The organism is Pseudomonas veronii (genome assembly GCF_002028325.1).
Taxonomy (GTDB): Bacteria; Pseudomonadota; Gammaproteobacteria; order Pseudomonadales; family Pseudomonadaceae; genus Aquipseudomonas; species Aquipseudomonas veronii.
This window is the reverse complement of sequence record NZ_CP018420.1, coordinates 3,377,066-3,390,957: the sequence shown is the minus strand read 5'-3', so window position 1 is coordinate 3,390,957 and position 13,892 is coordinate 3,377,066. Positions and strand designations below refer to the sequence as shown.

General features: G+C 59.8%; 11 protein-coding genes. 7 read left to right on the top strand and 4 right to left on the bottom strand.

Going from position 1 to position 13,892, the window contains the following annotated elements:
* Positions 1–9: 9 nt before the first annotated feature.
* Positions 10–1,587, bottom strand: a complete 1,578-nt coding sequence (locus PverR02_RS15460; protein ID WP_079443781.1) for a carbohydrate porin — start codon at positions 1,585–1,587, stop codon at positions 10–12.
* 169 nt (positions 1,588–1,756) lie between these two features.
* On the opposite strand from PverR02_RS15460, the gene PverR02_RS15455 reads away from it, so the two are divergent.
* From PverR02_RS15455 to PverR02_RS15430, 6 genes are all read left to right on the top strand, one after another.
* Complete coding sequence (locus tag PverR02_RS15455; RefSeq protein WP_046383412.1) at positions 1,757–3,031, top strand: ABC transporter substrate-binding protein; 1,275 nt, start codon at positions 1,757–1,759, stop codon at positions 3,029–3,031.
* Positions 3,032–3,052: 21 nt separating this feature from the next.
* A complete protein-coding gene (locus PverR02_RS15450) occupies positions 3,053–4,015 on the top strand; it encodes a carbohydrate ABC transporter permease (protein ID WP_046383411.1) in 963 nt (320 codons plus the stop codon).
* Positions 4,012–4,854: a carbohydrate ABC transporter permease gene (locus PverR02_RS15445; protein WP_046383410.1), complete on the top strand. Its 843-nt coding sequence runs from the start codon at positions 4,012–4,014 to the stop codon at positions 4,852–4,854. Before PverR02_RS15450 ends, PverR02_RS15445 begins: the two co-directional genes overlap by 4 nt.
* A 27-nt stretch (positions 4,855–4,881) precedes the next feature.
* Positions 4,882–6,027 (top strand): ABC transporter ATP-binding protein, encoded by a 1,146-nt coding sequence (locus PverR02_RS15440; RefSeq protein ID WP_079443780.1) that lies wholly within the window; start codon positions 4,882–4,884, stop codon positions 6,025–6,027.
* Positions 6,024–7,526, top strand: a complete 1,503-nt coding sequence (locus PverR02_RS15435) for a glycoside hydrolase family 32 protein (RefSeq protein ID WP_169850538.1) — start codon at positions 6,024–6,026, stop codon at positions 7,524–7,526. The genes PverR02_RS15440 and PverR02_RS15435 overlap by 4 nt, the downstream gene beginning before the upstream one ends.
* A gap of 75 nt (positions 7,527–7,601) precedes the next feature.
* Entirely contained in the window at positions 7,602–8,594 is a 993-nt protein-coding gene (locus tag PverR02_RS15430) for a LacI family DNA-binding transcriptional regulator (protein ID WP_046383407.1), read from the top strand.
* A 14-nt stretch (positions 8,595–8,608) separates the two neighbouring features.
* On the opposite strand, the gene PverR02_RS15425 is transcribed toward PverR02_RS15430, so the two are convergent.
* Positions 8,609–8,977: a winged helix-turn-helix transcriptional regulator gene (locus tag PverR02_RS15425; protein WP_057004105.1), complete on the bottom strand. Its 369-nt coding sequence runs from the start codon at positions 8,975–8,977 to the stop codon at positions 8,609–8,611.
* 148 nt (positions 8,978–9,125) lie between these two features.
* On the opposite strand from PverR02_RS15425, the gene gstA reads away from it, so the two are divergent.
* A complete protein-coding gene (gene gstA / locus PverR02_RS15420; RefSeq protein ID WP_079443779.1) occupies positions 9,126–9,755 on the top strand; it encodes a glutathione transferase GstA in 630 nt (209 codons plus the stop codon).
* 6 nt (positions 9,756–9,761) lie between these two features.
* Here the strand turns inward: gstA and ppsA are convergent, their stop codons facing one another.
* Together ppsA and glgA are read right to left on the bottom strand one after the other, a co-directional pair.
* A complete protein-coding gene (ppsA, locus tag PverR02_RS15415; protein ID WP_079443778.1) occupies positions 9,762–12,218 on the bottom strand; it encodes a phosphoenolpyruvate synthase in 2,457 nt (818 codons plus the stop codon).
* On the bottom strand, positions 12,215–13,807 hold the full coding sequence (gene glgA, locus PverR02_RS15410; RefSeq protein WP_079443777.1) for a glycogen synthase GlgA: 1,593 nt from the start codon (positions 13,805–13,807) through the stop codon (positions 12,215–12,217). Before glgA ends, ppsA begins: the two co-directional genes overlap by 4 nt.
* Positions 13,808–13,892: the final 85 nt, after the last annotated feature.

The window sequence follows — 13,892 nt, the reverse complement described above, 5'->3', positions numbered from 1 at the left end:
GTCCAGGCATTAAAACCAGGTTTCCATCTGTATCCCGTATTGCCATACACCGCCGGCCTTGAAGTCGGTCTTGCCGAAGGCGTCAGAGGTCGCGTAGTTGTCCAGATCGGAAGACCAGTTCATCACGCTTGCGAACACTCGCAACTCGGGCCGCGTGAGAAGGTCGCCAACGTCAAGCTTGAATGTTGGCGCGACAGTGAACTTCCAGAAGTTACCGTCGACTGCATTACGTTGTAGATAGCCCTTCGGGTCGAGGTTCATGGTTTGCCAGCTCAATTCGTAGGCCATCTCAAAATTGCTGTTGATTTCATTGGCCAAACGCATGTTGAGGGTCATCCAGCGGTAGTCGTCACCCTTGACGTATCTATCCTTGCTCTGCTCGGCCAACAAGCTCGGGCCGATGCGCCAACCAGGCGCGATGGGCGTCTCGCCATACAGTGCCAGACGCAGAGCGCGGGCGTCGTCAATCAACTCACCGTCCGAGCCGACGTTCTTGACCTCCGCGCCCAGGCCTTGCCCATAGAGCAGCGCGGTTTTGAAGAAGCCTTCCCTGCCGAAAAAGTTTTTCTGGTGGTTGGCCAGCATGGTGTGTACACCGGAATTCGCAGGCCTGAACCCCGCTTCGTTGGTGCGGGTGGCGAAATCGTTTTTCTTGGCGCCAATGCCATTGAACATCCACTGCCACTGACCATTATCGAAGAACTGGTTGGAGGTCAGGATGTAGCTTTCCACATCGGCATTCACACCGTCTCGACTGAAATCGCCGTAGGTACGCCCGATCAACGAGTAATTCGAGCGCCAATTCTTGTTCATCTGCACATCGTAGATGCCACCCCCGGTGCCGGCCAGATAGACAACGTCCGAATCCATCCAGTGGATATCGAAGTTATCGCGATCAAATCGCTTACCGGCCCACAAGGTCGCGTTCTCGAACACTGAGTTGCCCTTGAACGCGGCGAGACGGTCGAGTTCCGTGAAGACCTGGCGCACGTTCAACTTGCTTTCTTCGGCGGTCCAGTCATTGGAACTTTCCACGCCGTCGGCGATGGAGACCGTGAATTTCGCGCGGGTACCGTTCTGCGCATAGATCTCTTTCGACAGGTCTATACGCATGTAGGTGTCGTCTTCGTTACCGAGGCGCCCAACCGCGCCACCGACCGAGCCGGCCGGTGTCGTATACGGCCCGCCGCGGCCACCGCCGAGTCCCTGGTCAATCAGCAATCCCGAGCGGGCATAGCCTTTGAAGCTGAAGCCGTCTGTGAGGTGTCCGGTACCGCCCGGTTTTTCCAGGCTTTCTTGGCGGGCTTCGAGCTTTGCCAGCCGGGTATCCAGCGTCGGTGCCGCCGTTGCTTGCGCCGTTGCTTGCGCAGTGGCGGCAGCGGGCTGCAAGGGCGGCGTGGCGAGTTTGATCTGTTGCAATTCTCTGGCGAGTGCCTGGGTTTGCTGCTCGGCTGCGGCGGCACGTTTCTCGGCGGCGCTGGCACGGGCTTCGAACGCGGCCATGCGTTCTTCCAGAGTCGCGGCCTGGGACGTCGCTGCCGAGGTGCTGAGCACGCCTGCGAGCAGCCATTGTGATGCTTTCTGCATGTGGATTTCCCTGTTTTGTTTTTATTGTTTTGTCCCAGCGACAGACGTGTTTTTCCGTGAGGTGTGAATTGCCAGAGTCGGCAAAAAAAAGGATGCCTCATCGAAAATACGCTGATACATTGAGCGTGTTAACGTTAACTTCTCTAAAAACAAAAATAAAGAGGGCTTTATGAAACAACTGAAATCGCTCCTTCCCGCAGCGCTGCTTACCCTCTGTGCCGGGCTTCCTGGCGTCTCGAGCGCAGCCGATCTGACGATCTCGTGCGGTGCAGTGGGTGCCGAGTTACAACTGTGCAAGGAGGCTGTCGAGGCATGGTCGAAACAGACCGGCAACAACGTCGAGGTGGTTTCCACGCCTAACTCGGCAACCGAGAGGCTGTCGTTCTACCAACAGATCCTCAGTGCGCAGTCCAGCGACATCGACATCATTCAAATCGACATGGTGTGGCCGGGAATGCTGGCCAAACACCTGATGGATCTGCGCGAGGTGCTTGCGCCGGACGCGACCCAAGGCTACTTCCAGGCCCAGATCGATAACGCCACGGTGAACGGACGGCTGGTGACGATGCCATGGTTCACCGATTCGGGCCTGCTGTATTACCGCAAGGACTGGCTCGAGAAGTACAACAAGCCGGTGCCCCAGACGTGGGAGGAAATGACCGCTACCGCCAAGGAAGTTCAACAGGCCGAACGCAACGCCGGTAACCCCAATGTGTGGGGCTACATATTTCAGGGGCGCGCCTACGAAGGTCTGACGTGCAATGCACTGGAGTGGATCAGCAGCCAACCGGAAGGCGGACTGGTCACCCCGCAAGGCGACATCGTGGTCAACAGCCCGGCTTCAAGAGCGGCTTTGACCCTGGCGAAAAGCTGGGTCGGCGACATCTCCCCGCGTGGCGTACTCAATTACACCGAGGAAGAAGGACGTGGTGTCTTCCAGTCGGGCAATGCGCTGTTCATGCGTAACTGGCCTTATGTCTGGGCCCTGGTGCAAAGCCCGGACAGTGCCGTCAAAGACAAGGTGGGCGTCGCTCCCCTGCCCCGCGGCGGCAGCGCCGGCAGCCATGCGTCCACCCTTGGTGGGTGGGGTCTGGCGGTTTCGCGTTACAGCGCCCATCCGAAACTTGCCGCAGAGCTGGTGAGTTACCTGACCAGCGCTCAAGAGCAAAAACGGCGTGCGCTGATAGGCGCCTATAACCCGGTGATCGAGGCGCTGTATCAAGACCCCGAACTGCTCGCGGCAATGCCTTACTACCGTCAGCTCCACAGCATCCTCAACGACGGGGTCATGCGCCCCGCCTCAGTCACTGCCGAGCGCTATCCACGGGTTTCCAATGCGTTCTTCGATCGGGTGCATGGCGTGTTGGCGGGTGAGTTGCCCGTCGATCAGGCGCTTGCCGAGCTGGAAAGCGAACTCACGCGCATCAAACGCCGGAACTGGTAAGCCACAAGGAAGGAAATCACCATGTCTGTCTCTACTCCCCACGCCTCCTGTGACGAGCCCTTGCTCGCCAGGGAGACGCCCATACAGCGCCGCCGCCTGCGCGCCGCCTGGCTGTTTCTGACACCGATGTTGCTGTGCCTGGCCCTGGTAGCGGCCTGGCCGCTATTGCGCACATTCTGGTTCAGCCTGACCGACGCCAACCTGGCGGACACGCGTGGCGCAACCTTCGTCGGCTTTAGCAATTACCTGTTCTACAACGGCTCCGGCTGGTCGGGCATCCTGGTCGATCCACAATGGTGGAACGCGGTGCGCAACACGCTGCATTTCACCGTAGTGTCGGTGGGCCTGGAAATCGTCCTCGGGCTGCTGGTGGCATTGCTGCTGAACATCAAGTTCACCGGCCGGTCCCTGGTGCGTGCGTTGATACTGATTCCCTGGGCGATTCCTACGATTGTCTCGGCGAAAATCTGGTCGTGGATGCTCAACGACCAGTTCGGCATCATCAATCACCTGATGCTGAGCCTCGGCCTGATTGACATGCCGTTGGCCTGGACGGCTGATGCAAGTCTGTCGATGTGGGCCGTCATCATCGTCGACGTCTGGAAGACCGTGCCCTTTGTCACACTGCTGATGCTGGCGGCCTTGCAGATGTTGCCAAGCGATTGCTACGAAGCCGCCAGGGTCGATGGCATTCATCCGCTGCACGTGTTCTGGCGTGTCACGCTTCCACTGTTGATGCCTGCATTGCTGGTGGCGGCGATCTTTCGCATCCTCGATTCGCTGCGGGTATTCGACGTTATCTATGTGCTGACCTCGAACTCGTCGAGCACCATGAGCATGTCGGTCTATGCGCGCCAGCACCTGGTGGAGTTCCAGGACGTGGGCTATGGCAGCGCGGCGTCGACGTTGCTGTTCCTGGTCGTCGCGGTGATTGCGTTGCTGTATCTCTACCTCGGACGCCGTCAACTGGAGGTGCGCTCATGAGCCCGCGTCTACTCAAAAAAGCGCTGTTGCGCCTCGGGTTCTGGTGCCTGATCGGAATTTTGCTGCTGTATGCGGTCTTCCCTTTCTACTACGCCATCGTGACGTCGCTGAAGCCATCCAGCACCTTGTTCGAGGTGAGCTACTGGATCGACCGTCCCGACTTCTCCAATTATGCGGCGGTACTCCATCAACCCTCGTTCCTGAAAGCTATCGGCAACTCGCTGGTGGTTGCGCTGTGCGTCGTGACGCTGGCGTTGTTCCTCAGCCTGACCGCCGCCTATGCCTTGGGCAGGGTGAAGTTCCGTGGGCGCGGCACAGTATTGATGATGGTGCTTGGCGTCTCGATGTTTCCCCAGGTCGCGGTACTGTCGGGGCTGTTCGAAGTGATCCGCGCCCTGGGCCTGTACAACACGTCCTGGGCGTTGATCCTGAGCTACACGATTTTCACCCTGCCCTTCACCGTCTGGGTGCTGACCACATTCATGGGCCAACTGCCCCATGAGCTGGAAGAGGCGGCAATCATGGATGGCGCTTCGCCGTGGGTCACGCTGACGCGGGTGTTGTTGCCGCTGCTCTGGCCCGCCCTGGTCACCACTGGCTTATTGGCCTTTATCGCAGCGTGGAACGAGTTCCTGTTCGCCCTGACCTTCACCCTCACCGACACGCAACGCACGGTACCGGTCGCCATTGCCTTGATTTCCGGCGGGAGCCCCCATGAGCTGCCGTGGGGACTGTTGATGGCCGCTTCGGTGCTGGTCACGGTCCCATTGGTGATTCTGGTGCTGATCTTCCAGCGCCGAATCGTATCCGGCCTCACTGCCGGCGCGTTAAAGGGTTGATGCCCAACAAATACAAGGAACAGCATCGTGATCAAATTGAAACTGGACAACGTGAACAAACAATTGGGCGGCGCGCGGATTCTTCGCGACGTCAGCCTGGAGATTGCCGCGGGCGAGTTCGTGGTGTTCGTTGGCCCTTCGGGCTGCGGAAAATCGACCCTGCTGCGACTGATCGCCGGGCTGGATTCGATCTGCGGCGGCGACCTGCTGATCGACGGACGACGGGTCAACGACCTGGAACCGCGTGAGCGCGGCGTCGGCATGGTGTTTCAGTCGTATGCGCTGTACCCGCACATGAGTGTCTACGACAACATCAGCTTCGGTCTCAAACTGGCCAAGACGGAAAAGACCAGCTTGCGCGAGCGCGTGCTGAAAACTGCGCAGATCCTGCAACTGGACAAACTGCTGCAACGCAAACCAAAGGAACTGTCCGGAGGCCAGCGTCAGCGTGTGGCCATGGGCAGAGCCATGGCGCGGGAGCCGGACATTCTGTTGTTCGATGAACCGCTTTCCAATCTGGACGCATCCCTGCGGGTGCAGATGCGCAACGAAATCGCCCGTCTGCATGCTCGACTGGGCTCGACCATGATCTACGTCACCCACGACCAAGTAGAAGCGATGACCCTGGCCGACAAAATTGTCGTGCTCAACGGCGGCCGCGTGGAACAGGTCGGCTCACCGCGCGAACTCTATGAACGCCCGGCCAGCCGCTTTGTCGCCGGTTTTCTCGGCTCGCCCAGAATGAACTTTATGCCGGCGCGCCTGCATGCCCCAGGCAAAACCAGCCTGATCGACACCCCTGTAGCGGGCATGACTGCCCTGCCCTTCGACAGCTCGAACCTGCCGGCAGACGCGCAGCTGAGCCTGGGGATTCGCCCGGAGCACCTGTCGCTCAAAGCGGCTGAGGGCGCCAACGGTGTCGTCGTGACCGGGGTCGAATACCTGGGCAGCGAAACCTATGTACACCTCGAATCGGGTCAGGACGAACCCCTGATCTGCCGTTGCGAGGTCAACGCCGGATGGCAGGTGGGCGATCGGGTCGAGCTGCAGCTGGACACTGACAACCTGCACCTGTTCGACGCCGACGGCACCGCTTTGAAACGCCATCCGGCCGCCGCCGAACACCTGCCCGATGACGTCGCTCTGCATTCATTCCGAGCACGCGCCCTATGACTTTGTCCTTGAATACCCTGAGCGAGCCAATGCCTTCAGCCCTTGACCTTGCGCAGCGCGCACTGCATGACGGTGCGTCTCGCGTCGTCGACGACTATCGCCCCGGCTATCATATTGCGCCACCGGCCGGCTGGATGAACGACCCGAACGGGGTCGTGTACTTTCGTGGCGAATATCACGTGTTCTATCAACATTACCCATTCGAAGCGAAATGGGGCCCGATGTATTGGGGGCACGCCAAGAGTGCCGACCTGGTTCATTGGCAGCACCTGCCCATTGCGCTGGCGCCCGGCGATGAGTGCGACCGTGACGGTTGTTTTTCCGGTAGCGCAGTGGTGTGTGGGGATACCTTGGCACTGATCTATACCGGGCACACCTGGCTTGGGGAAGTGGGCGACGAACGCTCGATCCGTCAAGTCCAGTGCCTGGCCACCAGTGTCGACGGCATCCGCTTCGTCAAGCATGGCGCAGTCATCGAGACCGCGCCGCAAGACAACATCATGCATTTTCGCGACCCCAAGGTATGGAAGGAGGATGACGCTTGGTACCTCATTGCCGGCGCACGCCTGGGCGACAGGCCGCTGCTTCCGTTGTACCGCTCCACCGATCTGCACACCTGGGAGTTCCTTGACTATATTGCCGCGGGCAGCGACGGCGATGGTTATATGTGGGAGTGTCCGGACCTGTTTCGACTGAACGGACGCGACGTGCTGCTGTATTCCCCGCAAGGCATGCTTGCCCAAGGGTACGAACGGCTGAACAAATACCAGACGGGTTATCGAGTGGGCCGGCTCGACAGCGCGTGGCACTTCACCGGCGGGCCGTTTATCGAGCTGGATAACGGCCACGATTTCTATGCCGCGCAGACCCTCGTGGCCGCCGATGGTCGGCGTCTTGTCTGGGCCTGGCTCGACATGTGGGAAAGCCCGATGCCGAGTCAGGCGCATCACTGGAGCGGCATGCTCGGATTGCCACGCGAACTTGAACTGTGTGCCGATCGTCTGCGCATGTTTCCGGCACGGGAGCTCACCGCACTGCGCGGGACGCTGCTGCCGGCTACCGCGTGGTGGGAGGCGTCGGGAAGCCGCTGGGTGCCGCAAGTGAATGGCGATATGCTGGAAATCCATGTGCATCTGGATTTACTCGGCTGCACCGACGGCCACTTGGGAGTCGCCTTGCGTTGCAGCGACGATGGCCAGGAACAAACCCTGCTCTACTACGATGCGGCGTTGCAGCGCCTGGTTCTTGACCGCAGCCGCTCGGGCGCGCAAGTCAGCGGCCAGCGCAGCGTGGCGATAGACCCGACACAAGGGCAACTGGCACTGCGGGTGTTCCTCGATCGTTCGTCCATTGAAGTGTTCGACGAAAACGGCAGCTTCAGCCTGAGCAGTCGCCTCTACCCGCAGCCCGGCAGTCTGGGGGTGAAGCTCTTTGCAAGCGGGAGTGGTGGGCGTGTCGCCATTCCCAAGGCATGGCCACTCGCCTCGGGATGGTTATGAACCGTGTCATTCGAGTCGCGAGAAGCGCAGGCCATGTGTCATGATTCGGCCTCAACCTGACCGGTCTCGCTTCGCATGACTTCAGTGAAAGACGTTGCACAGCTAGCCGGCGTGTCCCTGATGACGGTTTCCCGAGCGCTCAACAACCCGGAAAAATTGAGCCCCGAAACCTATCAACGGGTGCGCCGCGCCATCGACGAATTGCAATTCGTGCCCAGCCTGTCGGCGCGCAGGATTCGCGGCGACAACCTCCAGACTCGAACCATCGGCGTCTTCGCGCTGGACACCGCGACAACCCCGTTCGCCGTCGAACTGCTGCTGTCCATCGAACAGACCGCGCAGCAAGCCGGCTGGAATGTATTTATCCTCAACCTGTTAAGCAACCCGCCCACCGACCAGAACATCGACCTGATGTTATCGCACCGTCCCGACGGGTTGATCTTCAGCGCCATGGGGCTGCGCCAGGTGTGCATTCCCGAGCGATTGAAGAGCACCCGCCTGGTGCTTGCCAATTGCCTGGCGGATGACAGCCGCCTGGTCAGTTATGTGCCCGACGATGAAATGGGGCAGTATCGAGCCGTACATCACGCCTTGAGCCAAGGCTATCGGCGCCCTCTGTTGATCAATCTCCCAAAACAGAGCCTGGCGTGGGGGCTGCGGCAAAAAGGCCTGCAGCGTGCCTGTCAGGCATTCGGGCTGTTGCCTGAGGCACTCCTGCAATATGACCTTTCCGATCATGACGCCTATGGTGAAACCGCGACCATCCTCGACCGGCACATCATCGAGGGTCGCCCCCAATTCGACATTCTGATCTGTGGCAACGACCGGATTGCTTTTTGTGCCTACCAGGTGTTGTTGGGCCGCGGGCTGAAAATCCCCGATGATGTCGCCGTGCTCGGCTACGACAATATGATCGGTATCGCCGAACTGTTCATCCCACCGCTGACAACGGTACAACTGCCGTACTACGAGATCGGTCGCAGGGCCGCCCGACACCTGATCGACGCTGTCGAGGTATCGGGAGCCCAGTCAGTCGATTGCCCGTTGGTTGCCAGGGCGTCGCTCTAAGGGCAGCCATTGCCTCAACCACGCGCACTGTCAGTCAAGACCGAGGACATGCTCACAATCTCCTCACATGGGCGACTCTTGACCCACAGCCCAAACTCTTTCATTACCGTAACGACCGGTTCCAACCGTCGCCCGTCCACGGTGAGTTCGTACTCAACCGTCACGGGTACGGTGGGGAACACCGTCCGTTTGACCAGCCCGGCTTGCTCAAGGGCGCGCAAGTCGAGGGTCAGCATGCGTTGCGAAATAGCCGGAATGTCGCGCCTCAGCGCATTAAAACGCTTCGGCCCATCGAGCAGGTAGGACGCAAGAAGCAGGCGCCAGCGGCCACCCAACAAACGCATCGCTTCTTCGACCGAGCAGCCAGAGATGTTGTCTTTCATAGTCAGAGTCCTGGCCGGGTGTAGGTATATTTTTTGTACCTATACTACAAAATAGTGCGTTCTTCCTATTTTATACCGGGCATCTAGAATCAGCTGAAGCGCGCTCTCCATTGGATTGACAGCGCTCCCCCTGTTCTGGAGTTTGCCAATGAAGTTGTACTACATCCCCGCGTCTTGCTCGCTTTCGCCCCACATCGTTCTGAATGAATTGGGTCTCGATGCCACGCTGATCAAGGTCGATCACAAGACGCACCTTACCGACTCGGGCGCCAACTACTTCGAGGTCAACCGTCTGGGCTACGTACCCGCCATCGAGCTGGACGATGGCACGCTCCTGCGTGAAGGCCCGGCAATCGTGCAGTATTTGGGCGACCTGAAGCCGGCGCTTGGGCTGGTTCCCGCTCATGGCACCCTCGATCGATACCGACTTCAGGAATGGCTGAGCTTCCTGTCGTCTGAGATTCACAAGGGCTACATTCCGCTGTTGTACGCCACACTCGCAGGTCAATACGTCGAGACTGCCAAGCCAAAGCTGGAAAAGCGCTTCGCCTGGATCGACGAACAATTGAGTACCCGTCCATACCTCATGGGCGATGCCTTCACGGTGGCGGATGCCTATCTGTTCGCATTGACCGGCTGGGGCCAGGCCTCTTGGCTGACCAGCTATTACAAGGCCGACATCCACTTCGAGCACTTGCATAACCTCCGGGCCTGGTATGACCGGGTCAAGGCACGTCCTGCGGTGCGCAAAGCATTGCGAGACGAAGGCCTTGCGTGAAAGGCCTCACGTGCCGATGTTGCCCCGGTCGGCCTCATCGCTCGGTAACCGCTGCGCCTGCACCGCCAGCACATGCCGAATCGTCGCCAGCACCGCGTCCGGGCTGAGGCTCATTGAATCGATGCCAATCGACACCAAAAACTCCGCCATCTCGGGATAATCCGACGGCGCCTGCCCGCAGATTCCCGAGTGTCGGCCGTTACGCTTGGCGCCTTCTACCGCCAGGCGAATCATCTGCTTGACGCCCGGGTCGCGCTCATCGAAATCGAAGGCGACGATTTCCGAGTCGCGGTCCACGCCGAGCGTCAACTGGGTCAGGTCGTTGGAACCGATCGAGAAGCCGTCGAACAGTTTGGCGAACGCGTCGATCTGGATCACGTTGTTGGGTATTTCGCACATGATGTAGACCTCCAGCCCGTTTTCTCCGCGCTGCAGGCCATGGCTGGCCATGGTCGCCAATACCCTTTCGCCCTCCGCCACGGTGCGGCAAAACGGGATCATCAACTTGATGTTGGTGAGGCCAATGTGTTCGCGCGCCCATTTCATCGCCGCGCACTCCAGCGCAAACCCTTCGGCATAAGCCGGATGGCTGTATCGGGACGCGCCGCGAAAACCGATCATCGGGTTGTGTTCTACCGGCTCGAAATACTGCCCACCCAGCAGGGTCGCGTACTCATTGCTCTTGAAGTCGCTCATGCGTACCACGCACGGTTTTGGGTACACCGCTGCGGCAATGGTGGCGACGCCTTCGGCCAAGGTCTTGATGAAAAAATCCGTAGGGTCCGCATGCGCGGCGCTCAGCACGGCGATTTTTTCACGGGTGGCGTCATCCAGCTTTTCCGGGTGGACAAGGGCCATCGGATGGACCTTGATGCATTCATTGATGATGAACTCCATGCGCGCCAGACCGATCCCGTCGACCGGCAGCGAGGCCAGGCTGAAGGCCTGGTCGGGGTTGGCCAGGTTCATCATGATGTGCGTGTCGGGATGCCCGAGTTGGCTGAGGTCCGTTTCCTCCACATCAAAATCCAGGATGCCGTCGTAGACCGTTCCGATTTCGCCTTCGGCGCAACTGACGGTCAACAAGGCGCCGGTTTTGATTGTCGCTGCCGCATTGGTGGCGCCCACGATCGCGGGAATACCCAGCTCCCGTGCCACGATGGCCGCGTGGCAGGTGCGTCCGCCGCGGTTCGTCACAATCGCGGCGGCGGTTTTCATCACCGGTTCCCAATCCGGAGTCGTGGCTTCGGAAACCAGCACTTCGCCCGGTTGAAACTCGCTGAGCTGTTTCACATCGTTGACGATACGGGCCTTCCCGGCGCCGATGCGGGTGCCGACCGCCTTCCCCTTAAGCAGCACTGACGAGCGTTGCTTGAGGTGATAGATCTGCAGCACGCTGCCTTTTTTCTGCGAGGCCACCGTTTCGGGGCGCGCCTGGACCATATACAAGTGGCCATCGATCCCGTCTTTCGCCCATTCCATGTCCATGGGTTTGTAGAAACCGGCTTTGCTCGAATAGTGGTTTTCAACCTTGATGGCATAGTCAGCCAGGACCATGACGTCCCCGTCAGAGAGGCAAAAGCGCGTTTGTTCTTCGTCGGGTGTTTCGATATTCGCGGTGTACTCCTGCGCGATGTTCCCGGTATTGAGGGTGTCGGTAAACACCATCTTCTTTTCTTTGCTGCCCAGGCTACGCTTGAGCACGCCACGATAACCGGCGACGAAGCTGGGTTTGTGTACGTAGAAACTGTCCGGGGCCAGCGCGCCCTGCACCACATTCTCCCCAAGCCCCCACGCGGCGTTGATGAACACGACATCCTTGAAGCCGGTTTCCGTATCCAGGGAAAACATCACGCCGCTGGCCCCGAGATCACTGCGCACCATTTTCATGATGACGACGGCGAGATCGACTTTGAAGCAATCAAAGCCATTGTCGTATTTGTAATGGATCGACCGATCGGTGAAGTTGGAGGCCAGGCAACGCTTGTAGGCATCGAGCAGCGCATCTTCATTGGTGATATTGAGATAGGTCTCGTTCTGCCCGGCAAATGAGGCCTGCGGCGAGTCCTCGGCGGTTGCCGAGGAGCGCACGGCCAGTGAAAGGCTGTTGCCGTATTCGCGCTTGAGCTGGGCGTAGCTGTGCAGTATCGCGCTCTTCAGGTCTTCCGGCAGCGTACAGCCATACACAATCGCCCGCGCCCGTTTGCCGCGGGCTTGCAGGTCCTTGATGTCGTTGGGGTCGAGGCCGTCGAGCGCGGCATGCAGCGGCGCCCACGCCTTGTTGTGCTCAAGGACATAACGGTACGCGTCTGAAGTAACGGCAAACCCGTTGGGTACGCGGATGCCCTGGCCTGTCAGGTTCTGGTACATCTCTCCCAGCGAGGCGTTCTTGCCACCGACCTGTGCGACGTCGTTGATACCCAAGTCCTTGAACCAACGAATGTGCGGCTGTGAATGGGTCACGATATCTCTCCATTGAGTGAGGGGGCCGCCAGGGATACCCGATTGGCCTTCAGCAATCGCAGATACAGGGCGCTGTAAGGCTTTATGGCTTGGTGCCAATCGAACGGCTTGCGCATGGCGCGGCAACGCATTGCATTGAGCAACTCAGGGTTGGCGAACACCTTGATCGCCCGCGTCAGTGCTGCCGAGTAGCTTTCCACGGTGGGCTCCTCGAACAGAAAACCGCTCACGCCATCTTCGATCGTGTCGGCCAGCCCACCGGTATTACGGGCTACCGGTAATGAGCCGAAACGCTGCGCATACATCTGGCTCAGGCCGCACGGTTCATAGCGCGACGGCATGAGCAGGAAGTCACTGCCGGCAAACATGCGCCGGGCATCCGTTTCGTTGAAGCCGATAAGCACACCGACCTGGCCCGGGAAGCGCCGGGCCAGCTCCCGTGCGGCCTCCTCTTCCTGCGGTTCGCCACGGCCGATGATGGCGATCTGCCCGCCCTGCCTGACGATGTGCCCGGCAACGCCAATGGTCAGATCCAGGCCTTTCTGGAAGACCAGACGCGATACCACCGCGAACAGAGGCCCCGTCGACGGCTTGAGATTGAACAACTGGCGGACATAGTGGGCGTTCACCGCCTTGCCGAGCCAATCGTTAGCGGCAAACCGGCAGATCAAGTGCTCATCGGTTTCGGCGTCCCAACTGGCGTCGATACCATTGGCAATGCCGCTGAGCAGCCCTTGTTCGGCTTTGCTCTGCAGAAAGCCGTCCAGGCCGCAACCGAATGCTGGCGTGGTGATTTCCCGGGCGTAGGTCGCGCTGACGGTGGTGATGTGGTTGGCATAGGCCATGCCGGCCTTGAGCAATGAGAGCTTGCCGTAGAACTCCATACCGTCCGAGGCCAGCGCGTGCTCGGGGATGCCCAGTTCGCGCCGGGAACCGCTGCTGACCATGCCTTGATAGGCAAGGTTATGGATGGTGAAAATGCTCGGCGTGGCCTGCCCACGCCAGCGCATGTACGCCGGCGCGAGGCCGGCCGGCCAATCATGCGCGTGCACCAGCTCCGGACGCCACTGGCACTTCACCGCGCCTGCGGCGAAGTCGGCCGCGGCCAGGCCGAGACGGGCAAACCGGATATGGTTATCCGGCCAGTCACGGCCATTGTTATCCCCGTAAGGAGTGCCTTCACGCTCATACAGTTCGGGACAGATCACCAGGTAAATGACCAGGCCATCCGTCATGTCCATCCGCCCGATCTTGCACGCCGGCAATGCCGCATGGCCCTCCAGCTCGCTGATCACATGGACCGGATTTCCACTGTTGAGCACTTGCGGGTAACCCGGCATCAACACGCGCACATCGTGCAGGGGATGCAGGGCCCGGGGCAATGCCGCCGATACATCGCCGAGCCCGCCGGTTTTCACGAGGCCGGCCAATTCGGAGGTCACGAACAGGACCTTGGCCCTCGCCGCCACGCTGGTAATGGCCGGTGAAACCGGCGCTAGCGCCAGCGGATCAACAGTCGAGGTAACCCATTCACTGACCGGCAGATTGAAACGTTCAGCCTGCGGGGAAATGGCGGCTGCGCCCATGATCCTTTTCCTTTTTGTTGAGTCGAGAGTGCGGGAAGACGGTTAAGTCAGTCGCACGAGTATCTGGGGTTGCTCCCGATGCCCTCTG